Here is a 21,514-nt window from a genome sequence, read left to right as displayed (position 1 = left end):
GAACAAAATGAAAATAAATAAGAATTTTTTAGACCTCGAAGCGAGCTATCTTTTCTCAACTGTTAATAAAAAGACCCGCGAGTTTATCGCATCGCATCCATCAGCAGATGTAATCAAACTTTCAATTGGTGATGTTACAAAGCCAATCTGTCCGGTTGTTATTGATGCCATGCATAAAGCTGTTGATGAAATGGCAGATGCAAAAACTTTCCGCGGATATCCGCCTGAGCAGGGCTATGATTTTGTGCGTGAAAAGATTTTGGAATGGGATTATACAAAGCGTGGAATCGATATGAAACTGGATGAGATTTTCCTTTCAGATGGTGCTAAGTCTGACTGCGGAAACATTGGTGACATTTTTGCAACTGACAACACTGTTGCAATCTGTGATCCTGTTTATCCTGTTTATATCGATACAAACATTATGAATGGACGAAAGAACAATATCATCATAATGCCTTGTTCTGCAGAGACTGGTTTCTTACCAGAGATTCCTTCAGATGATGCACCTGTTGCAGACATCATCTACCTCTGCTTCCCTAACAATCCAACTGGAGCAGTTGCACCAAAGAGCTATCTCAAAAAATGGGTTGATTATGCAAATGCTCATCATAGTGTAATTCTTTTTGATTCTGCTTATGAAGCTTTTGTAACTGAACCAGATATTCCAAAATCAATTTACGAAATTGAGGGAGCAAAAACCTGTGCAATTGAATTGCGTTCTTTCTCAAAGACAGCAGGCTTTACCGGCTTACGCTGCGGTTATACTGTTGTTCCTCATGAACTTGTTTTTGATGGAACTGAATTAAATGCTCTTTGGATGCGCCGCCAGTCAACAAAGTTCAACGGAGTTTCTTATATTACTCAGTGTGGTGCTGCTGCAATTTATTCTGAAGAAGGACAGAAACAGATTCAGGAAAATCTGAGTTTCTATCGTGAAAATGCACGCCTTATTTTTGAAGGTGTAACTGCTGCAGGCTTTAAGGCTTTTGGTGGAAAGAATTCTCCATATGTATGGCTTCAGATTCCAGAAGGTTATACAAGCTGGAGCTTCTTTGATGAACTGCTTGAAAAGAGTCAGGTAGTAGGAACACCGGGAAGCGGCTTTGGACAGAAGGGTGAGGGCTACCTCCGCCTTACAGGTTTTGGCAGCCGCGAGCGAACTATCGAAGCAATCGAAAGAATTAAAGCTTCTTTCGGTCGTTAAGTTTTTGATTTATCTTTTTGGCTTCATTGAAGTCAAAAAGATAAACAAGAAGTGTTACAACAGCATAGACTGCAACAAACATAATCTCCATTGAAATAAGAGACGATAATTCTTTTCTGAACCATCCAAGATGTAAGCCAATCAAAAGCAGTACAACATTCAAAATTGAAAAGTAAATTATATGAATGATTATAGACTGTTTTGTAGTTGTATTTTTCTTAATGTAAAAAAGACCGAATGCAAGACCCGAAGCCAGACCCATCACCAGAATTCCACAAATGTCTTCTAAAGAAAACTTAATTAAATCGGCATCACCTATAACCAGATAGAATACTGCTATGATTACAAAAATCATTGTGATTACTCGAGTTGCAATATTTATCATTATAGAAATCATTTCTTTTATTTCATCTGAGTTTTTCATAAACCTAATAACTCCTTTAATGTGTTCAGGTAATTTCGTGAAATTACAACCTTGTAGCCGTTCTGTAAAATGGCTTCAAAGCGCCCACCGAAAATAGGGGCAAGACTGTCGATTTTATCCAGATTCACGATTACTGCCTTATTGGCGCGGAAGAAGATACTGGCCGGTAATTCTGCTTCCAGCTGATACAGTTTTGACTTTGTTTCGTAAACACAATCCGTTGTGTAAGCAAAAACTGAGTCATCTACAGATTCAAAATAGAGAACGTCCTCCGGTTCAACGAAAACGATTTTAGAATCTTTATAAAAATTCATTTTTCCTTTGCTGCCCTTAAACTGATTTATCAGTTTTGTGAGGCTTTCATCAAGGTAATCGCATTTTACGATAAGCTCGTCTTCTTCGCCGGCTTGTTTTTCAAGAATAGTAACTTTCATTATGAATCTATTGTAACACCTTTTTTGCTTCTTGCAATGAAAGAAATGCATTTGAATCTTTTCCGCACTTCTGGTAACACTCATAAGCCATTACATAACAGTATGCTTTTAAGTTTATGTCATCAGTGAGGGAAACAATGCGGATAAAGTTTTCAGCTCCACTTTCTGATTTTGCAAAAACCTGTTCCGGTACAGAAGCACTTACAGAGGCTCTTGTCAGAAGAACTTCAATTTCATCAGGCTTGTTGTAAGAAAGTTCTGCAGCTTTATCCATATATTCAAAGCCCTTATTTACAAGGGATACTGCAGACATAATATTTGACTGCCCTCCCTTTATTGCATAATACATTCCGTAATAAACCATGCTTAGATAATCTTCCGGATTTGCTTCCAGTTTCTGACTGTAATAAGAAAGACAGGCATCAATATCATCAGAAGAAGGTGCGTCTGAAGCTTGTGTTGTGAAAGTTTCTGCGGTTCTGCTTTGTGCATACAATTCTTTTACATGTTTTACATATGCAGCATTTTCTGCCTTTTCTTTCCTGGAGTTTTTTCTGACTTCCATGTTTACTTCCAGAGGTGAAGATGTCACGCTCTTATCGGCTTCTATATAGTGATAAGTTTTTTTAGCTCCAAGGACTGTCTGTTTTTTTTTATCCTGAAGAGGAATACGAAGTTTGATTGTAGATCCATTGTTTAATAAATAATATTCAGAGCTGCAGAGGTAAGTGCCGTTATTGTCATAAACTTTTCCTTCTCCGTCAGAGATTTGAAGTGCAATATCATAGTCTGTAACAGATTCCGGCTCAGTGAACTTTATGTAAATCATAAGTTTCTGATTACCGGCATCTCGATTCTTAAACTCAAGCATCAGCTGCCAGTATTCTGCGTTCTGCTGCCATTTTGCATTTATTACAGGCTGATAAACCGTATATCTGACAAGGTCATATTTTTCTACAGGGGTAACAAAATCTCCTGCAATTTCTCCTCCAGTATATGAGGGATGTACATGCAGGAATGAGCCGACAAAACTCGTCATGGTCGAAGAAAAAATAAAGAATAATGCAATTCCAAAAAAGCAGGTAAATACAGCTGTCAGTACATGATATTTATGGCTGATGGCAGCAAAAAGCTCTTTTACAGTTTTACTCATTTTGCACCTCCTGAAATTAAAGCTGCGAGCGGACTGAAAATAATATTGAGTGTTTTAATCATAAATCCCGAAGACATGATTACAGAAAAAGTAAAGGCTGCAAAACGGAAGAGCTGTGCCGGATGAAGAAGTTCCTGAATAACACGTCCGAACTTTGTCTTTGGAGCTGATGATTTTGAGCCGCAGTTACAGCCGCCTTTTTTAAGATTGAAGCGGAAATCATAAGAGATTGCTTTGTTAGGACAGGCCTTAATACATTCTCCGCATTTTGCACAGGTGATTTCCGGGTGACCTTTTTTATCCTGAATTGTTTTGATATCGATGGCACAGAACGGGCATGCGGTTGCACACTTCATACAGCCCGAGCATTTGTCTGTATCAATCTTAATTTGAAAAATACTGAAGCGGTCGGTAAGAGATGCAAATGCTCCAAACGGACAGAGAGCACTGCACTGAGTTCTTTTCTTTGTGAGAATTGGAAGAACAACAACCAGACCGATAAAAAGTCCGATAAACATAATGGTTGCAATCAGGCTTGGAATGGAAGTAACAGGACTGTATTCAGTTACAAGTTTGAAAGGGCAGAACCATTCACAATAAGTGCAGGCAAGTTCGCATAAAGAAGAAAGAATTATAAACATGAAAAAGCCAAAGCTGATTTCTCTGATTTCTTTATTTTTAGGAAGCAGATTTATTCTGCGCTTTTTTCCGATGCGTGAAAAACCGTCTTCCCAGCCACCGTAAAAGCATACCCAGCTGCACCAGCCGCGGCCGATAGTAATTGTGCAGATGAACCAGATTAAGAACATACTTGCAACGGCTGCGTAGTGTCCTGAAATTCTTGCAGGGAAGATAATTGATTTTGTAATCATAAGAGGCACGAGTACCTGTGGAATTGCAATATGACAGAATGGCAGTTCTGAGTTACTCATTGCCTGATTTGTGATTGCCATGCTTCCGCGTTCAGCAAGTAAGTCAGTGATGAATGCAATACAAAAACCAACTGCAAAAACTGTCTGGAAAATACGACGGTAGATTACTCCGCTTCCGGCTCTTTTGCGTTCAGAAAAAGTCATCCTTGCGTAAAGGAAGAAAAGAAAAGCCGCATAAATAATTGCAGCAAGTGCAAAATTATTCATCAGAATAACAAAGAAGAAAATTATAAAAAACATTAAGCTGCTTAAAATAATACTTGAAATCATAATAGCTCCTTTTGATTAACCGAAAATCAGAGGCTGAAGGCCAAGAAAATATATAAAATAGATGCTTATAAAAAATTGTGCGATTCTGGAAATCTTTCTGATGATACCGACTCTCTTTGTGAAAAACGGAATGCCAAGCAGCGGAATAAAAAACGGCAGGGTTCCAATGTAGAAAAATACAAAGTAGAAAAGACCCGGAAGTCCGTGACCGCCAAAAATTGAACGGGTCATTGCTGTCCAGAGCGGAGGACAGATATGGAGTCCAACGGCAAGACCTGCGATTACAGCGGTTACCCAGTCGTTACCGATGCGGCGAAGTTTTTGAACTTTACAGCCGTTATGTGAACAGCCCCATGGAAATCTTACTCCGAGGGAATTACACAGGAGAATAAGTCCGCTGAAGATGTATGCAAAGAGTGAAAGCTTTCTTGCGAAAACCGGATCAATGTAGTCGTTTACGAGATAGCCTAGGCCAGCGAAAACTGCACCTAGAATAAAATAGGTTACGAGGCGTGCAGCGAGAAAAGCGCCTGTGAGGCCGGCGTTGCGTTTATAGCCTGGGTTTTCTGTGCCACATAAGAACGGAATAAGAACTGGACCGCAGTACATTGAACAGTAGGTGCCGGTTGATGCGCCTAATAAGATTGCTTCTAAAATCATGGGTTCTCCTTAAGGGCCGTATTCCCGATAATTGACGGTGTTCGGCCGTTTTTTTAGTCTGATTTCATAATAAGGGCGGTTAGTTTTGCGCACAATATGGTTTTCGGCAAGATGCAGGAATGGGGTGGTGAAATGCATAAGTGCGGGGTGAAAATAAGAGCTTGAGGTCTAAGAAATTGCCGGGCGTGGGGGGTATAACAAAAAATTATGTTTCTATGAATAATAACATATTGACGAAGTTTTTATGTTTCGCTAGTATTTCAACAATGATTTTTGGAATTTCATTTTTTACATTTGCTTTCTTCTCATTTTTTGCCTTTTACTTTTTTGGCAAGAGATGCGTCGTACGAAAAGCATAGAATGTAGAAAATACAGCTGATACAAAAAGCGGTTCTATCTTTTCGGGTAGAACCGCTTTTTTTTTGCGGAGGTTTTATGAAAATTGCATATAGCGGAATCGAAGGCGCGTTCGCTCACATTGCGGCACGGAGGATTTTCCCCGAGCAGGAGCTGCAGTCTTATGGAGATTTCCGCTCGGCTTATGAAGCAGTGGAGAAGGGAGAGTGCGATTACGCCGTTCTTCCGATAGAGAATTCCTATGCCGGTGAGGTTGGCCAGGTTACAGACCTTATGTTTCAGGGCTCGCTGTTTGTGAACGGCGTTTATACGCTGAACGTTATGCAGAACCTGCTCGGGGTCAGGGGCGCTCGCTTAGAGGGGGTGCGGAAGGTTGTGAGTCACCCGCAGGCTCTGGAGCAGAGCGGGGATTTTATTGCGGCGCACGGGTATGTGACGGAGCCGGCGGTGAATACGGCGCGGGCAGCGAAGATGGTAGCGGAACTCGGTGACCCTAGCGTCGCTGCAATTGCGAGCGCGGACACTGCAGCCTTGTATGGACTGGAAATTCTTGAGCCTGGCATAAATGGTCATCAGGACAACTCAACCCGCTTTGCAATTCTTTCAAAAAATGAAGGTGAACGTGTAGAAACTGGTTCAGATAATAACACTTTCATCTTGATGTTTGCAGTAAAGAATGAAGCTGGTGCTCTGGTAAAAGTTTTGAACAAGCTCGGCGAGTTCGGCTACAACATGAGCGTAATTCACAGCCGTCCGCTCAAGGGGCTGGCCTGGAGCTATTATTTTTACATTGAGGCAGAAGGCGAGTATGGCACCGAAGCCTATAAGCAGATGATTTCCGAGATGGAATATCGATGCAGTAAATTAAAAGTACTGGGAAGGTTCTAAAAAATAGAAGGATAAGCTAAAAAATTGCTTTCACAATTTTTTTTAACGCTTTTCAATCTATCACCGGCCGCCTACCGGGCGGCCTTACTCAGGAGGTAAATGAAATGGATATGCAATTCGAAAAAAGATTAGCAATCCCAGCGGAGGTAAAGGAACAGTATCCGCTCTCGGGAAAAGTTGGAAAAATAGTTGAGGAACAGCGTGCCGAGCTTCGTGCTGTTTTTGAGGGCCGCTCAGACAAGCTTCTTTTGATTCTCGGTCCATGTTCTGCCGACAATGAGGAAGCTGTAATTGATTATATGAATCGTCTCGTTCCTGTTCAGGAAAAGGTAAAAGATAAAATCATGATGGTGCCACGTATTTACACAAACAAACCGCGCACCACAGGCGAAGGCTATAAGGGAATGCTTCATCAGCCGGATCCAAACCAGAAGCCGGATCTTTACAAAGGAATTGTTGCTTGCCGTCACATGCACATGCGTGCTGTAGAAGAAACAGGCTTTATCTTTGCAGACGAAATGCTTTACCCGGAAAACTATCAGTATCTTGATGATGTTCTTGGTTACGTTGCAGTCGGTGCCCGCTCAGTAGAAGACCAGCAGCACCGTCTCACAGCCAGCGGCATCGAGGTTCCAGTCGGAATGAAAAATCCGACCAGCGGCGACTACGCAGTTATGATGAACGCTATTCTAGCCGCCCAGCATCCTCACACCTTTATCTACCGTGGCTGGGAAGTTCACTCAGAAGGTAACGAGCACTGTCATGCAATTCTCCGCGGTTCAACAGATAAGCATGGTGTAAATCAGCAGAACTATCACTATGAGGATCTGGTTCGTCTTTGTGATGCTTACGATAAACGTGAACTTAAAAATCCGGCCGTCATCATCGACACCAACCACTCGAATTCTAACAAGAATCCGTTTGAGCAGCCTCGCATCATAATGGATGTCCTCAATTCATGCCGCCATAGCGACCGTGTAAACAAACTCGTAAAAGGCTTCATGATTGAAAGCTACATCGAAGACGGCTGCCAGAAAATCGGTGAAGGCGTGTACGGCAAGTCAATCACTGATCCATGCCTTGGTTGGGAAAAAACTGAACGCCTGATCTACGACATCGCTGACAAGTTGTAATTAATTGGCCTTTACCGCCACAGCCTTTACAATCCTGCGGGCTGTGGTGAGTTCGACTGGAACAGGATAGATATTTCCATCACTGCCATCTATTGCGCCGGTGCCGGAAAGTTGCAGGAGAATTTCACCTTCTGAGAAATCGGAGGAGATGTCGGCAATATAAACAATTGACGGCTGGCCGTTTACGCCGCTGTTTTTCTTGGTGTAGTTTTCGTTGTAGTCGAAGCTGGTGTTGAACTCTGCGCAGATACGACAAGCGGCTTCTCCAATATCAGCATTGAAAATGATTCCACCTTTTGGGGTTGCGCTTGTAACTGCGTCAAGTTCATTTTCTGTTTTTGCGGCTTTGTTTTTTGATTTATGATACCAGACCGGTAGTGATTCCGGGCGGCCTTCTTTTGGACTCATTCTCCAGTTCTTTTTGCTGGCTCGCTGAGTTACATAAAGAGTCCGAATAAAATTTCCATTTTCATCTTCCAGCCAGACAGAAAACTGCGGTTCACTTTTCTGCTTCCAGCATTCGCCGGCGCCAACTGAAATTGTAACTTCCTTTGCAAAAAGCATTGAAGTTATAAATATCATTCCAAGTGTGATTAATGCGATTATTTTTTTCATAATTATTTCTCCAGTTTCTTAGAAATTTTTTCAGAATGTTTAAAATATTTTGCTGAAAAGAACTTTCATCCTCAAATATTTGTATCTTATTATTATAACAGATAAAAGAGTATGAAATGTCAGCTTGAACAGCAGAAAAGATCTTTTTTATCAAAAATTTATGAAAATTTCCCAAATTTATCATTTTTTTTAATGTTACTATTGACAGTAACGTAAGTTAATGTTACTGTCAATAGTAACGAGAGGCGAGAGATGCCACTCAATTTTTCATGAAAAAAATCTACTTTAAACAGAGGAATCTAAAATGGAAAAAAGAGAATTAGCTCAGACAGAAAAAAAAGGCATCAGCCTTCAGGACCTGCTCCTTACAGCAGTATTACTTGCAGCCGGCGCAGTTCTTAAGTTCTTTGTTGGAACTTTCATCAACTTCTTTGGAATGAAACCAAACTTCATTATCGCAATGTACTGTATGGCAATTGTTTTGATCAGACCAAAGGTATATTACAGCCTGATTATTGGTATTATCGCTGGTGCTATCTGCCAGTTCTTCCCTGGAACTCCTTACCTGAACTTTGCTTCTGAAGCAGCAGGTGCTCTTGCAATGGGTCTTTTGATTTTCATCCCAGCTAAGTCAAAGGGAATGAAAATTGGTCTTGCAGCAATTACAACTTTCGTAAGTACAGTAATTTCTGGCGGACTTTATACAGTTCTTCTTTTTGTATTCATCAAGTCTGATCCTTCTGCAATGGCAGCTTATGTGCCTATCGTTCTTGGTACTGCAACTTTGAATGCTATTATCGTAGCTGCACTTTATGTACCACTTATGAAAGCACTCAAGAAAGAAATCATTGAAGAAAAATAGGATCCTGAAACAAGTTCAGGATGACGGGACTGGAAATAATGATTGAAATACAGGAACTGACATTCAAATACGCCGGGGCTAAGAAAAATGCTCTGGACAAAATCTCGCTGGAAATTGAAAAAGGCGGATTCGTAGGAATCATCGGCGAGTCTGGTGCGGGAAAGACAACACTTTGTAACTGCATCAACGGGCTTATCCCGCATCACTATACCGGAGATTTTTACGGAAGTGTTAAGGTTGATGGGACCGACACCTTTGATATAAATGCGGGAAAGCTTGCTTTGAAGGTTGGTTCTGTATTTCAGGATATTGAAAGCCAGATTACCGGATACTTTGTTGAAGACGAAATTCTTTTTGGTCTTGAAAACTTTGGTATTCCGGCTGATGAAATTGAAAGCCGTATCACATCTTCTCTAGATACTCTTGGAATCGGCGAGCTTCGTCACAAGGAGATTTCTTCGCTCAGTGGCGGACAGAAGCAGAAGGTTGTGATTGCGGCAATTCTTGCGCTCGAACCGGATATTCTTGTTCTTGATGAACCTACCGGCGAGCTCGATCCTGCTTCTTCGGTTCAGATTTTTGAGATGCTTAAAAAGCTCAACGAAGAAAAGGGAATCACAATTGTAGTAGCAGAGCAGAAGATTATGCTGCTCTGCGAATTTGTAAAAAAACTTATTGTTCTTGAACACGGTACCTGTGTTCACTACGGTGAAATCAGAAGTACCCTTACACATCAGCGTGAAATGGAAGAGGCCGGAATTAACTGTCCCCGCGTTTTGACTCTTACTGGTAAGATGGTAGCCGAAGGGCTTGCTCCAAAGGACATGAAGCCTGAAGACAGAATCTGTCTGAATGCGGAAGAGGCTGCGGAGTTTGTAAGGAAGGTGACTGGGAAGGATTATCGGGTCAAGCCCGATAATGACAACGCTGCACCAGAGGATGACAACACCGAAATGTCATTGTCGGGCTTGACCCGACAATCTTCAGGCGACGTTGTTCTCGAGTTTTCAAACGTAGCTTTTTCTTACAACGAAACTTCCAATGTTCACGACTTAAATGTAAAAGTTCACAAGGGAGATTTTATCTCAATCATCGGATCAAACGGTGCGGGAAAATCAACTTTCTCTAAACTTACAAACGGACTTCTTAAACCAAGCGTTGGCGACGTACTCGTGCTTGGAGAAAATACAAAAAAGCAGAAGGTCAGTGCGCTTGCAAAACACATCGGCTTTCTTTTCCAGAATCCGGACCGCCAGATCTGTTGTGCTACAGTCCGTGAAGAAATTGCCTTCAGTCTTCGTAACAACGGAATTGCAGAAGATGAAATAAAAGCACGCGTAGAAAAAACACTTGATGAGTTTGGTTTCGACGGCGACACTGAGCCATTCAACATGAGCCGCGGTCAGCGCCAGAGACTCTGTCTTGCCTGTCTCATCGCACTTAATCCGGAAATATTAATTCTTGATGAACCTACAACCGGTCTTGATTACCGCGAGTGTATGGAAATGATGAGCCGGATCCGCGAGCTCAATGCAAACGGAACTACAGTAATTATGGTCTGCCACGATATGGAAGTTGTTCTCGACTTTGCAAAAACTGTCATCGTTATGAACCGTGGTGAAATCCTTGGTCAGGGCGAAACCCGCCAAGTTCTCAGTAACAAGGCGCTGCTCAGTAAAGCCCGTCTTCTTGCTCCACAGATCGCACAGGTTGCAATGCTGCTCGGCGACAGCTTCAGCGGTGTTTTCACAGACGACGAAATGATTAAGAAAATTAAAGAGGTGATGTAAATGAAAGGATTTCTCGATTATCTTCCAGGAAGCTCAGTGCTTCATAAAATGCATCCCCTCGTAAAAATATTTGTTTCAATTTTGATTTGTGCAGCTTCGTTCTGTTCTGCAAATCCATTCTTTTTGATTGGTGTAATTGTTTTCAACGTTCTGATGGCTGCAGCTGGTAACGCAGGGATTGTCCATGGCAACGGCCTTTTAAAAAGAACACTGGGTATCCTCAAAGGACTCATCAAAATGTCAATCTTCCTGTTTGTCCTTCAGGTGCTGGTAATCCGTCAGGGAGATCCAATCCTAACAATCGGTAGTTTTTATATTACAGGTGTTGCAATTCAGAAGGCGCTTCTTCTTGTGCTTCGCCTTATGGGAGCTGCTCTTCCGCTTTCAATTTTGATTTCGGTAACAAACCTCAACGATCTTTCAAATACAATGGTAAAGTATCTGCACATTCCGTACAAATACGCTTTTACCTTTACAAGTGCAATCCGCTTTATTCCTATTTTCTCAATTGAGATGAGCGGAATCATCGAGTCGCAGCAGGCACGTGGTGTAGACTTTGAAGTAAAAAATCCTTTCAAAAAGATTGGAATGATTCTGCCACTCTGCTTCCCGCTGCTTATTTCTTCAGTCCGCAAGATTGAGTCAACAGCAACTGCAGCAGAGCTCCGCGGCTTTTATCTCCGTACAAGAGCCTGCTGTACAAAATCATACAAGGTACATTTTCGTGACATCGTGTTCCTTTTGCTTGGAGCAGCTGTTCTCGCAGGCGGAATTATTTTGTAAATAGTGGTAGATTAAACTTATGACAGATTTAGAAAAAGCCCGCGAGTTTTTTGGCGGCGACCTTTATGCAACAGAAACAACAGGAATCGTAATTGAAGAAGTAGGCGATCACTATGCCCGCTGTTCAATGGAAATAACACGTAAACATCAGAATGCTTACGGCGGAGTAATGGGCGGCGCAACCTTTACGCTCGCAGATTACACCTTTGCCGTTGCCTCAAATTTCAATCAGCCGCAGACTGTTTCAGTTACAAGTCAGATAAACTTTATCGGAATGGCAAAGGGTACAAAGCTGATTTCAGAATCGCGCCTCATCAAAGATGGCCGTTCTACCTGCCTTTACGAAATCGATATTACCGACGATCTCGGAACAAAAATTGCCTTCGTAACAATAAGTGGAATGAAACTCGTAAAATAAGCGGGGGCGTTACGGGGGTGGTAACCCCCGTTGGGTGGGGTAGCTCGCAACAACGTGCGAGCGAAGGGCGGGGCTCCGCCCTCCTAAGAAATTCTTTTAGATTGCCGCAAATCCGTTTTCAAGATCTGCAATGATATCATCAATATGTTCAGTACCAATTGAAAGACGGATTGTGTTCTGAGCAATTCCCTGATCAGCAAGCTCTGCGTCGTTGAGCTGACTGTGTGTTGTAGAAGCCGGATGAATAACCAGAGACTTAACATCAGCAACGTTTGCAAGCAGACTGAAAATCTTAAGATTGTCGATAAACTTCCATGCTTCTTCACGGCCGCCCTTGATGTTGAATGTGAAGATTGAAGCGCCTCCATTAGGGAAGTACTTCTGATAAAGTGCATGGTCCGGATGATCAGCAAGGGAAGGGTGATTTACTTTTTCTACCTTTGGATGCTTGCTAAGGAACTCTACAACTTTCTTTGTATTTTCTGCATGGCGGTCAAGGCGAAGGCTTAAAGTCTCAACGCCCTGCAAAAGAAGGAATGCGTTGAATGGGCTGATTGTTGCACCAGTGTCGCGGAGCAAGATAGCGCGGATGTAAGTAACGAAAGCTGCTGGTCCAACTGCGTCGTAGAAAGAAACTCCATGATAGCTTGGGTTTGGATCTGCAATCTGAGGATAGTTTCCGCTGGCCTTCCAGTTGAACTTTCCGCTTTCAATAATAATACCACCGAGTGTTGTTCCGTGACCACCAATGAACTTTGTGGCAGAGTGAACAACAATATCAGCACCGTGCTCAAATGGACGGATAAGATAAGGTGTACCAAAAGTATTATCAACTACAACTGGAAGTCCATGTTTATGAGCGATTTCGGCAATTGCATCAAGATCAGGAATGTCGCTGTTTGGATTACCCAAAGTTTCAATATAAATTGCGCGAGTATTTTCTTTGATTGCACCTTCTACTTCAGCAAGGTTGTGAGCGTCTACGAAAGTTGTTGAAATACCATACTGTGGAAGTGTGTGCGCGAGCAGGTTGTATGAACCACCGTAAATTGTTTTCTGTGCAACAATGTGTCCGCCGTTTGCAGCGAGAGCTTCGATTGTATAAGTGATAGCTGCAGCACCAGAAGCAAGAGCAAGGGCAGCAGAACCGCCTTCGAGAGCCGCAACACGTTTTTCAAGAACATCCTGTGTTGAGTTTGTAAGACGTCCGTAAATATTTCCAGCATCAGCAAGTCCAAAACGGTCTGCAGCATGTTTTGAATTATGGAATACGTAAGATGTAGTCTGATAAATTGGTACTGCGCGTGCATCTGTTGCAGGATCTGCACTTTCCTGTCCAACGTGTAACTGTAAAGTTTCGAATTTATAATTTGCCATAATGATACCTCTGTAATAATTTTTTTAGGAGGGGAAAGCCTTCCCCCTGCGCGCCCACTTCGTTGGTCGCTACCCCTTCTCCTAGAGGGCTTCGCCCCCTAAGACCCCTCATGTTATTTTTGGGAATATGATTAAATTAGTGCAAACTACAGGTTTTGCGAAGCAAAACCTGGTAAGTTCGCGAAGCGAATGTCACAGCAGAGACGCATGACTCCGTTGCGGAAATTTTCACGGACTAATTTTTCGAAATAGATTTTCATTCCTGCGCCTCCTGTTTAAGATTTGACTTAAGAATTAACCCTACTGTTTTAGTAGGTAACTCCTTTATACAATGCTTTACCTACTATGTCAATAGGGAATTGAGAAAAAAGTGAGAAAAATTAAAAATCGAAAATATTAAATTAGAGCAAACTCGCAATCCAGCCGGTAACACCATTTGGGAGTCGTGGGTCCATAGGCGTTCCGTCATCAAACATCAGATTGCAGTGCATCGGGTTTACAAGGCAGTGTTGTCCCATTTCAAAACCAAAGTAAATGGAAGCAATTCCCTTATCACCGTTATAGACCCATTCCGGAGTAAAAATAAAACAGTTCTTCATTGCTTTAAGGCGCTCAAGGCGAGGGCGCACCAGTGTCTCATAATCATTTATTTCGTCATGTTTACCAATAGCAAAAAAGAGGCTTACGTTTTCTTCATCGTAGCGGTCCAGGGTTTTGTCGTCTGGAATCTCGCCGGCGCCAACAGGAATGAGCACGTCAAAAAATGATGTGTATTCATTTACCATTTCAAACGACATCCAGGCACCTGCCGAGTTACCTATGAGTACTTTTTTTCCACAGTGTCCGCCCATCTTGTTTTTTATGAATTCAGTAATCAGTTCGTAAACAGCTTTTGTCGGAGTTTCTCGCCAGCTGCCGCGTAGTTTTCCCTCTTCATTCCGATATTCATTCGTCAGTGGAATAAGAAGATATGCGCCTCCGAGAGTTTTCTGGTACTCGTCTTTCGAATAAAATTCTGCTCCTGTATAATTTATGCAGACTTCTCCTTCGAGTGCATTTGAAGCACCGTGTAAGAAAGTAATCAGCGGGTAAGTTTTATCTTTAGGATAGCCGTGCTCAGTCGGGTCATAAAAGTAAAATGTGAGCGCATCAAAATCAGCCGGCTTAAAGGAATCTTTATGAAAGCGGTCGAAATATTCGCCAACTCTGTAAGTAGGTACATAAGAAATAAATGCACCTTCTGGGATAAGGGGTGCCCACGGTGGGAGCGGTTTGTCATTTTTTTTCATATTTCAATTGTAAAGGAAAATATGAAAATCTCAAGATTTATTTCAGAAATAATATTTTTTTTATTATATGTTATTGACAATTTTTTTTTGAAACTGTATAACAAAACTATCAAACGGCAATGAGGTCGCAGAAATGGTATTTCTGCGACCTTTTTGTTTTAACTAACGCCGGAATGCGCACCGTAAGACATCAACGGTGTGGCGCCGGCACATTTTGGATATTATAGCAAAGGCGCAATAGACTGTTCCTGGAGGACGCTCCGGGAATAAACTATTGCGCCTTTACTTTTTTAATAAGGAGCATAAAAAATGGATGAAGTAACACCAATTTTTGGCGAGAACGTTTTTAATGAAACTGTTATGAAAGCTCGTTTGCCTAAGGAAACTTACAAACAGCTTATGAAAACTATTGAGGGCGGCGAAAAACTCGACGCATCGGTTGCTACTGTTGTTGCTAATGCAATGAAAGACTGGGCTATCGAAAAAGGCGCTACTCATTTTACACACTGGTTCCAGCCACTTACAGGAATCACTGCCGAAAAACACGACAGCTTTATTACTCCTACAAGTGATGGAAAAGTAATCATGGAGTTCAGCGGTAAGGAACTCGTTCAGGGTGAACCAGATGCTTCTTCTTTCCCAAGTGGAGGAATCCGCGCTACATTCGAAGCCCGCGGTTATACAGCATGGGACCCAACAAGTTATGCCTTCATCAAAGACGGCACTCTTTGTATTCCAACAGCTTTCTGTTCATATACAGGTGAAGCTCTTGATAAGAAAACTCCATTGCTTCGCTCAATGCAGGCAATTTCAAAACAGGCTGTTCGCGTACTTAAACTTTTTGAAGGAAATGAAGCAGTTACAAGCGTAAAAACAACTGTAGGTCCAGAACAGGAATACTTCCTTGTAGACAAGTCAGTTTACGACAAACGCGAAGACTTGATTTATACAGGCCGTACACTTTTTGGTGCTAAAGCTCCTAAAGGACAGGAACTTGAAGATCATTACTTTGGTATGATTAAACCTCGTGTTCAGGCATTCATGAAAGACTTGAACAAAGAACTGTGGAAGCTTGGTATTCTTGCTAAAACAGAACATAACGAAGTTGCTCCAGCTCAGCATGAGTTGGCTCCGATTTTCTCTACAACAAACCTTGCCTGCGATCACAACCAGCTTACAATGGAAATGATGAGAAAGATTGCTGCAAAACATGGAATGGTTTGTCTTTTGCACGAAAAACCATTTGCCGGCGTAAACGGAAGTGGTAAACATAATAACTGGTCTATTTCTACAAATACTGGAAAGAACCTTCTTGATCCTGGTGCAACACCTGATCAGAATGCGCAGTTCCTCCTCTTCCTCTGTGCAATCATTAAGGCTGTTGACGAGTATCAGGATCTTCTCCGAATCTCTGTAGCATCGGCTGGTAACGATCACCGTCTTGGAGCTAACGAGGCGCCTCCAGCAATCATCTCTATCTTCCTTGGAGATGAACTCAGCGCAATTCTCGACAGCATCGAAAAGGGCGTTCCTTACGGAAAACACGAAAAAGAAAAAATGCAGATTGGTGTTACTGTTCTTCCTGACTTCAACAAGGATACAACAGATCGTAACCGTACTTCACCATTTGCTTTCACTGGTAATAAGTTTGAGTTCCGTATGCTTGGTTCTAACGAATCAATCGCATGTGCAAACGTATTCTTAAATACTGTTGTTGCAGAAGAACTTTCACAGTTTGCTGATATTCTTGAAAAATCAAAAGACTTCAAGGGCGATCTCCATGACCTCATCTTGAAGACAATCAAAGATCACAAGAGAATCATTTTCAACGGAAACGGTTATGATGATTCCTGGGTTAAGGAAGCTGAAAAGCGCGGACTTTACAACCTTAAATCTACACCAGAAGCTCTTCCACACATCCTCGACGAAAAGAACGTTAAGGTATTCGAAAAGTTTGGTGTATACAGCAAGGTTGAACTTACAAGCCGCTTTGAGATTCATAACGAGAACTACTCTAAGATCATCAACATCGAAGCTGAGACTATGCTCGAGATGGCAAACAAGTTCATTCTTCCAGCTGCAAGCAAATATGCAAACAAACTGGCAGAAACAATCAATCTGAAAAAAGCTGCATGCAGCGAGTGCGATACAACTTACGAAAGCTCTATGCTCAAAAAGGTTTCTGCACTTACAAGCAGCATCTACAGCAAAACAGACAAGCTTGAAAGCGAAGTTCTTGAAGCAAAGAAAACTGCAGATGCAGGCGATTCAAGCAAGACAGCATTCTTCTACCGCGAGCATGTATTTGCAGCAATGAACGAATTGCGTCTCTGTGCTGATGAACTTGAAACAATTACACCAAAAGAGCTCTGGCCATTCCCAAGTTATGGTGATCTCTTGTTCAGCGTAAGATAGTCTGTCATCCTGAACTTGATACAGGATCTATATTGTAACGAAGAGAGTTTATTTAATTTGTGATTATACGGCGATGATGTCGAATGTTTGTGCACAACATTTTGATATCATCGCCGTTATTATTTTTATGAATTTTTTAGGTGGTAAACCTAAAAAATTGCTTTCGCAATTTTTTTTAACGGTTTGCTATTTATCACCGGCCGCCTACCGGGCGGCCTTACTCAGGAGGTAACATATGAGTGAAGTTTGGAGTGTGTGGTTTTTAATCGGCGCCGCACTTGTATTCTTTATGCAGTGTGGATTTGCAATGGTTGAAACTGGTTTTACAAGAGCGAAGAATGCAGGTAACATCATCATGAAAAACCTGATGGATTTCTGTATCGGAACTCCTATGTTTATGTTACTCGGATTCGGTTTGATGATGAGTGAAAATTATTTCTTTGGTGTAATCGGTAAACCAAATATGCAGTTGTTTACAAACTTTGCTGAAGGCGACTGGTCAGCATTCGTTTTCAACTTAGTATTCTGTGCAACAGCTGCAACAATCGTTTCTGGTTCAATGGCAGAACGTACAAAGTTCAGCGCATACTGTATTTACTCTGCAGTAATTTCTGCAGTTGTTTATCCAATTGAAGCCGGTTGGGTTTGGAACTCACAGGGCTGGCTCGTACAGCTTGGTTTCGTAGACTTCGCTGGTGGTGCTGCAATCCACTCTGTTGGTGGTACAGCTGCTTTGATTGGTGCAATCTTCCTCGGTCCACGTATCGGAAAGTACGATTACGATAAGGACGGAAAGGTAACAAAGGTTCATGCTATTCCTGGTCACTCACTTACACTTGGTGCACTCGGAACTTTCATCCTCTGGTTCGGATGGTACGGATTCAACGGTGCTGCTTGTACCCAGCTTCTTGGTGTTGGTGGTCTTGCTGCTGTATTCACAACTACAACAATTGCTCCTGCAGTTGCCTGCGTTACAACAATGATTTTCACCTGGGTTAAGAACGGTAAGCCTGATGTTTCTATGACACTCAACGCTTCTCTTGCTGGTCTTGTTGCAATCACTCCAACTTGTGCTACAGTAGACGCTCTCGGTGCATCTATCATCGGTATTGTTTCAGGTATCATCGTAGTAGTTGTAGTAGAACTTCTCGATCTTAAGCTTCACATTGATGACCCGGTTGGTGCCGTAGCAGTTCACCTTGCAAACGGTATCTGGGGTACTTTGTCTGATGGTTTGTTCAACGTTGAAAACGGTGTATTCTACGGTGGCGGTTTCAAGCATCTTGGTGTTCAGTGTCTTGGTGAAGTTACAATTGTTGCATGGACAACAGTTTGTATGCTTATCACATTCAGCCTTATTAAGAAGCTCCATGGACTCCGTGCAAGCCGCGAAGAAGAAATCATCGGTCTTGATAAGCTTGAGCACGGTATTGATTCAAGCTACGCTGGATTTATCATGGCCCCTCAGGTTATGACAGAAGGTGCTGCAGGTGGAGAATCAAGCGTTCCTGTTGAAAAGGCAGTTCCAGTTGCAAAGGCTACAAGCCGTCCGGATGCAAAGTTCCACATGGTTACAATCATTACTCGCCAGAGCAAGTTCGACGAACTCAAGGCAGCAATGAACGACATCAACGTAACAGGTATGACAGTTACAAACGTACTTGGTTGCGGACAGCAGCACGGAAACGTTCAGAAGTACCGTGGTGTTGAAATGGATATGACACTTCTTCCAAAGATTAAGGTTGATATCGTAGTAAGCGAAGTTCCAGTAGACCTCGTAGTAACAGCTGCTAAGGAAGTTCTTTACACAGGCCACATCGGCGACGGAAAGATCTTCGTATACGATGTTCAGAACGTTGTTAAGGTTAGAACTGGCGAAGAAGGATACGAGGCTTTGCAGGATTAGGCTAACTAACGTTAGGTTGTTTTCTATTTACTCATAATATTTGCCCGGCGAAAGCCGGGCGTTTTTTTTATCTTCGATTCCAGACCAGTTAGGAATGTTTGTTTAAAATAAATATAATAAGTTGTTATATTTAAAACAGATAAAAAGACATAAATGAGTTGAATTGGTAAAATATTTAAAAGAAATTTCAAAAAACATAGGAGAAAAATGTTTATGAAAAAAACAAAATTGATTGCCGTAGCGGCAATTATGGTGATGGCTGCAGCTTTTATAGGTTGTAAAAACTCTGCTCAAACAGAACCCGAAAATGAATCTCAGAAACAAAATGAAATGGCTTTTGTTCTTCAGCTTCCAGAAGCAAGCATAGCAAGAGTGGCATATTATGAACAATCTGATGCAAACTCTTACAAAGTACAGCTTATAAAATCTGGAACAGTGCTTAAGAGTGAAACAGGTAACCCTGGAGATAAAATCAGACTTACAGTAGCAGATGAAGGCTTATATACAATTAGTGTTACAGCTTATAAAGACACTACAGTTATTGCTGAAGGTTTATCACCTGTTTCAATCAGCCTTGCAGATGGTGATGTAAAAGTAAATGTAAAACTGAATCCAAATGTAAAAGACGTTGGTATTGATGTTGAGATTGAATGGGAAAGTGGTTCAGAAACACCTCTTGTATCTGCAGATTTTGTAAAGGTAGAAGGTTCTACAGTTACAGGTGGAACAAAGTTTGCTTATTCAAGAAACTTGTATAATGATGATTATCTTAAAGGTGTATTCCGCAAAGGCCGTACAGTAACTATAGATAGTTTTTACATGTGCGACCATGAGGTAACTCAGGCAGAATATGTAAGTATAATGGGAACTAATCCTAGTCGTTTTAACAATAATGCAGCAGGTGGTGAAGTTCAGGAGAACCGGCCTGTAGAAAGTGTAAGCTGGTATGATGCAATTGTATATTGTAATAAACGAAGTATTGCAGAAAAACTTACACCTTGCTATTCAATTAATGGCAGTACGAATCCAGCAGACTGGGGAGAAGTTCATGCAAGCAGTGATTCAACATGGGACGCAGTAAACTGTAATTTCAAGACAAATGGATATCGTTTACCAACAGAAGCAGAATGGGAATATGCTGCACTTGGGGGAAAAAATGGTGTAACAGCAGATGATCCAACAGATTTCGCAGGAACAAACGACATATCAGAACTTGGTGAATATGCTTGGTATACATCAAATAGTGGAAGTAAAACACATGAGGTGAGAAAGAAATTATCAAATGCTCTAGGCCTTTATGATATGTCTGGAAATGTATCGGAATGGTGCTGGGATTGGCATGATAATGAAAATACTCCAAGCATAATATCTTCAACACCTGCAACTGGCGTGGCGTCTGGTTCCAGCCGCGTAATACGTGGTGGTGGCTGCAGCAATATTGCCGAGGACTGCTCTGTTGCGTGCCGGAACGGCAGCAACCCGATTTACTGGTTCGACAATCATGGCTTCCGTGTGGTTCGCTCCGCATTGGGAAGTGGTTCTGGTTCTGATAGCAATGCTGGGCAAGTAGCACAGGAAGCAATTAAGATTGGTAATGTAACTTTCGATAAAACTGGAGAAGTATACGTTACAAAAACTCCTGTAACTATTACAGGAAAACAGAATAAAAATAATTATTCGGGTGTTTTTATAGAGGGACGCAATGTGACATTAAATCCATACATTATGAGTAAGTATGAAGTTACACAGGAACTATATACAGCTGTAATGGCAAACCAGAATGTAACTGTTAATGGAACTGAATATAAACTTACTTCAGAACCTTTTGAATGTAAGGAAGCTGGGAACTATCCACTTGGAACTGGAGAAATTCAAAAATTACGTGCAGCAGAAAACATTTCCTGGTATGATGCAGTTTATTTCTGTAATGTATTAAGTGAAAAGTTAAATCTAACAAAAGCATATTCAATTACAGTTACTTCTGTAAGTTCAGGACATATTACTGGAGCTACAGTTGAATTAGTAACAGGTGCAAATGGTTACCGCCTTCCAACAGAAGCAGAATGGGAATTTGCAGCACGAGGTGGAGACCAGACAAAAGATTCATGGGACTATCTGTTTAGCGGTACTCCGACAGCAGATGGTACAACATATTTTTCTTTCAAAAATACAGGGCTTGATAGTGTAGGCTGGTACTATTTCAACATTTTAAATGGAACAACAGGAGATGTAGAACCTTCAAGTGGAAATGAAGGATACGGAACACACGAAGTAGGAAAAAAAGACTGCAATTCACTTGGTATTTATGATATGAGTGGAAATGTCATGGAATGGTGTTATGACTGGTATGAAGATTCTTTGACAACTGGGGATGTTGCTAATCCTACTGGGGCTGTTTCTGGCTCTGACCGTGTTAAACGTGGCGGTTCATGGAACAACCTTGCCTACTCCTCCTCTGTTTGCAATCGACTCTACAACACTCCGGACCGCAGTGGCTATAGTTTTGGCTTCCGCGTGGTTCGCTCCGCTTTGTAGTATTTGTTAATTCTAGGGTACATAAAAACACAAATGCCGGTGAAAGCCGGCATTTGTGTTTTTAGA

The 21,514-nt window shown here is 41.7% G+C and carries 18 protein-coding genes; 10 read left to right on the top strand and 8 right to left on the bottom strand.

What is annotated here, in order from left to right; all coding sequences use genetic code 11:
* Positions 1-7: 7 nt before the first annotated feature.
* Positions 8-1,207 (top strand): LL-diaminopimelate aminotransferase, encoded by a 1,200-nt coding sequence (locus AABJ44_RS13435; protein WP_338369556.1) that lies wholly within the window; start codon positions 8-10, stop codon positions 1,205-1,207.
* On the opposite strand, the gene AABJ44_RS13430 is transcribed toward AABJ44_RS13435, so the two are convergent.
* Genes AABJ44_RS13430 through AABJ44_RS13410 form a run of 5 tightly spaced genes read right to left on the bottom strand, consistent with a single transcriptional unit; the run spans position 1,185 to position 5,080 of the window.
* On the bottom strand, positions 1,185-1,631 hold the full coding sequence (locus AABJ44_RS13430; RefSeq protein ID WP_338369555.1) for a DUF3021 family protein: 447 nt from the start codon (positions 1,629-1,631) through the stop codon (positions 1,185-1,187). The genes AABJ44_RS13435 and AABJ44_RS13430 overlap by 23 nt on opposite strands.
* Entirely contained in the window at positions 1,628-2,065 is a 438-nt protein-coding gene (locus AABJ44_RS13425; RefSeq protein WP_074645369.1) for a LytTR family DNA-binding domain-containing protein, read from the bottom strand. Before AABJ44_RS13425 ends, AABJ44_RS13430 begins: the two co-directional genes overlap by 4 nt.
* 7 nt (positions 2,066-2,072) lie before the next feature.
* On the bottom strand, positions 2,073-3,218 hold the full coding sequence (locus tag AABJ44_RS13420; RefSeq protein WP_338369554.1) for a hypothetical protein: 1,146 nt from the start codon (positions 3,216-3,218) through the stop codon (positions 2,073-2,075).
* Positions 3,215-4,420: a 4Fe-4S binding protein gene (locus AABJ44_RS13415; RefSeq protein WP_338369553.1), complete on the bottom strand. Its 1,206-nt coding sequence runs from the start codon at positions 4,418-4,420 to the stop codon at positions 3,215-3,217. Before AABJ44_RS13415 ends, AABJ44_RS13420 begins: the two co-directional genes overlap by 4 nt.
* A 15-nt stretch (positions 4,421-4,435) precedes the next feature.
* A complete protein-coding gene (locus tag AABJ44_RS13410) occupies positions 4,436-5,080 on the bottom strand; it encodes a sulfite exporter TauE/SafE family protein (protein WP_338369552.1) in 645 nt (214 codons plus the stop codon).
* A gap of 435 nt (positions 5,081-5,515) precedes the next feature.
* Between AABJ44_RS13410 and AABJ44_RS13405 the strand changes: the two genes are divergently transcribed.
* Positions 5,516-6,325 (top strand): prephenate dehydratase, encoded by an 810-nt coding sequence (locus AABJ44_RS13405; protein ID WP_338369551.1) that lies wholly within the window; start codon positions 5,516-5,518, stop codon positions 6,323-6,325.
* A gap of 23 nt (positions 6,326-6,348) precedes the next feature.
* Positions 6,349-7,458 (top strand): 3-deoxy-7-phosphoheptulonate synthase, encoded by a 1,110-nt coding sequence (locus AABJ44_RS13400; RefSeq protein WP_338371298.1) that lies wholly within the window; start codon positions 6,349-6,351, stop codon positions 7,456-7,458.
* Here AABJ44_RS13400 and AABJ44_RS13395 read toward each other — a convergent pair whose 3' ends face one another.
* A complete protein-coding gene (locus AABJ44_RS13395) occupies positions 7,459-8,073 on the bottom strand; it encodes a DUF2271 domain-containing protein (RefSeq protein WP_338369550.1) in 615 nt (204 codons plus the stop codon).
* A 304-nt stretch (positions 8,074-8,377) separates the two neighbouring features.
* Here AABJ44_RS13395 and AABJ44_RS13390 point away from each other — a divergent pair, with 304 nt between their 5' ends.
* From AABJ44_RS13390 to AABJ44_RS13375, 4 genes are read left to right on the top strand one after another with little or no spacing between them, the layout of a single operon-like run.
* Positions 8,378-8,935, top strand: a complete 558-nt coding sequence (locus tag AABJ44_RS13390) for a tryptophan transporter (protein WP_338369549.1) — start codon at positions 8,378-8,380, stop codon at positions 8,933-8,935.
* Positions 8,936-8,973: 38 nt separating this feature from the next.
* Positions 8,974-10,725, top strand: coding sequence for an ABC transporter ATP-binding protein (locus tag AABJ44_RS13385; RefSeq protein ID WP_338369548.1), 1,752 nt, complete (start codon positions 8,974-8,976; stop codon positions 10,723-10,725).
* Positions 10,726-11,508, top strand: a complete 783-nt coding sequence (locus AABJ44_RS13380) for an energy-coupling factor transporter transmembrane component T family protein (protein WP_074645387.1) — start codon at positions 10,726-10,728, stop codon at positions 11,506-11,508.
* Positions 11,509-11,527: 19 nt separating this feature from the next.
* Positions 11,528-11,926 (top strand): PaaI family thioesterase, encoded by a 399-nt coding sequence (locus tag AABJ44_RS13375; protein ID WP_074930011.1) that lies wholly within the window; start codon positions 11,528-11,530, stop codon positions 11,924-11,926.
* Positions 11,927-12,022: 96 nt separating this feature from the next.
* On the opposite strand, the gene AABJ44_RS13370 is transcribed toward AABJ44_RS13375, so the two are convergent.
* Both AABJ44_RS13370 and AABJ44_RS13365 read right to left on the bottom strand, forming a co-directional pair.
* Positions 12,023-13,303, bottom strand: coding sequence for an O-acetylhomoserine aminocarboxypropyltransferase/cysteine synthase family protein (locus tag AABJ44_RS13370; RefSeq protein WP_338369547.1), 1,281 nt, complete (start codon positions 13,301-13,303; stop codon positions 12,023-12,025).
* Between the two features lie 401 nt (positions 13,304-13,704).
* Positions 13,705-14,592, bottom strand: a complete 888-nt coding sequence (locus AABJ44_RS13365) for a hypothetical protein (protein WP_338369546.1) — start codon at positions 14,590-14,592, stop codon at positions 13,705-13,707.
* Between the two features lie 309 nt (positions 14,593-14,901).
* Here AABJ44_RS13365 and AABJ44_RS13360 point away from each other — a divergent pair, with 309 nt between their 5' ends.
* The 3 genes from AABJ44_RS13360 to AABJ44_RS13350 all read left to right on the top strand — a co-directional run bounded on the left by AABJ44_RS13360 (position 14,902) and on the right by AABJ44_RS13350 (position 21,448).
* Positions 14,902-17,007, top strand: coding sequence for a glutamine synthetase III family protein (locus AABJ44_RS13360; RefSeq protein ID WP_338369545.1), 2,106 nt, complete (start codon positions 14,902-14,904; stop codon positions 17,005-17,007).
* A 235-nt stretch (positions 17,008-17,242) separates the two neighbouring features.
* Positions 17,243-18,913, top strand: a complete 1,671-nt coding sequence (locus AABJ44_RS13355) for an ammonium transporter (protein WP_338369544.1) — start codon at positions 17,243-17,245, stop codon at positions 18,911-18,913.
* 213 nt (positions 18,914-19,126) lie between these two features.
* Entirely contained in the window at positions 19,127-21,448 is a 2,322-nt protein-coding gene (locus tag AABJ44_RS13350) for a formylglycine-generating enzyme family protein (RefSeq protein ID WP_338369543.1), read from the top strand.
* Positions 21,449-21,514 lie beyond the last annotated feature (66 nt).

Origin of the sequence: Treponema bryantii (assembly GCF_036492245.1) — a bacterium.
GTDB classification, from domain to species: domain Bacteria; phylum Spirochaetota; class Spirochaetia; order Treponematales; family Treponemataceae; genus Treponema_D; species Treponema_D bryantii_C.
Note: the sequence above shows the minus strand (reverse complement) of the source record. Positions and strands in the feature narration are given on the sequence as shown.

Bases quoted from the DNA above. Each gene is read 5' to 3' on its own strand.
- AABJ44_RS13435 (WP_338369556.1), top strand. From the start codon at position 8: ATGAAAATAAATAAGAATTTTTTAGACCTCGAAGCGAGCTATCTTTTC.
- AABJ44_RS13430 (WP_338369555.1), bottom strand. From the start codon at position 1,631: ATGAAAAACTCAGATGAAATAAAAGAAATGATTTCTATAATGATAAAT.
- AABJ44_RS13425 (WP_074645369.1), bottom strand. From the start codon at position 2,065: ATGAAAGTTACTATTCTTGAAAAACAAGCCGGCGAAGAAGACGAGCTT.
- AABJ44_RS13420 (WP_338369554.1), bottom strand. From the start codon at position 3,218: ATGAGTAAAACTGTAAAAGAGCTTTTTGCTGCCATCAGCCATAAATAT.
- AABJ44_RS13415 (WP_338369553.1), bottom strand. From the start codon at position 4,420: ATGATTTCAAGTATTATTTTAAGCAGCTTAATGTTTTTTATAATTTTC.
- AABJ44_RS13410 (WP_338369552.1), bottom strand. From the start codon at position 5,080: ATGATTTTAGAAGCAATCTTATTAGGCGCATCAACCGGCACCTACTGT.
- AABJ44_RS13405 (WP_338369551.1), top strand. From the start codon at position 5,516: ATGAAAATTGCATATAGCGGAATCGAAGGCGCGTTCGCTCACATTGCG.
- AABJ44_RS13395 (WP_338369550.1), bottom strand. From the start codon at position 8,073: ATGAAAAAAATAATCGCATTAATCACACTTGGAATGATATTTATAACT.
- AABJ44_RS13390 (WP_338369549.1), top strand. From the start codon at position 8,378: ATGGAAAAAAGAGAATTAGCTCAGACAGAAAAAAAAGGCATCAGCCTT.
- AABJ44_RS13385 (WP_338369548.1), top strand. From the start codon at position 8,974: ATGATTGAAATACAGGAACTGACATTCAAATACGCCGGGGCTAAGAAA.
- AABJ44_RS13380 (WP_074645387.1), top strand. From the start codon at position 10,726: ATGAAAGGATTTCTCGATTATCTTCCAGGAAGCTCAGTGCTTCATAAA.
- AABJ44_RS13375 (WP_074930011.1), top strand. From the start codon at position 11,528: ATGACAGATTTAGAAAAAGCCCGCGAGTTTTTTGGCGGCGACCTTTAT.
- AABJ44_RS13370 (WP_338369547.1), bottom strand. From the start codon at position 13,303: ATGGCAAATTATAAATTCGAAACTTTACAGTTACACGTTGGACAGGAA.
- AABJ44_RS13365 (WP_338369546.1), bottom strand. From the start codon at position 14,592: ATGAAAAAAAATGACAAACCGCTCCCACCGTGGGCACCCCTTATCCCA.
- AABJ44_RS13360 (WP_338369545.1), top strand. From the start codon at position 14,902: ATGGATGAAGTAACACCAATTTTTGGCGAGAACGTTTTTAATGAAACT.
- AABJ44_RS13355 (WP_338369544.1), top strand. From the start codon at position 17,243: ATGAGTGAAGTTTGGAGTGTGTGGTTTTTAATCGGCGCCGCACTTGTA.
- AABJ44_RS13350 (WP_338369543.1), top strand. From the start codon at position 19,127: ATGAAAAAAACAAAATTGATTGCCGTAGCGGCAATTATGGTGATGGCT.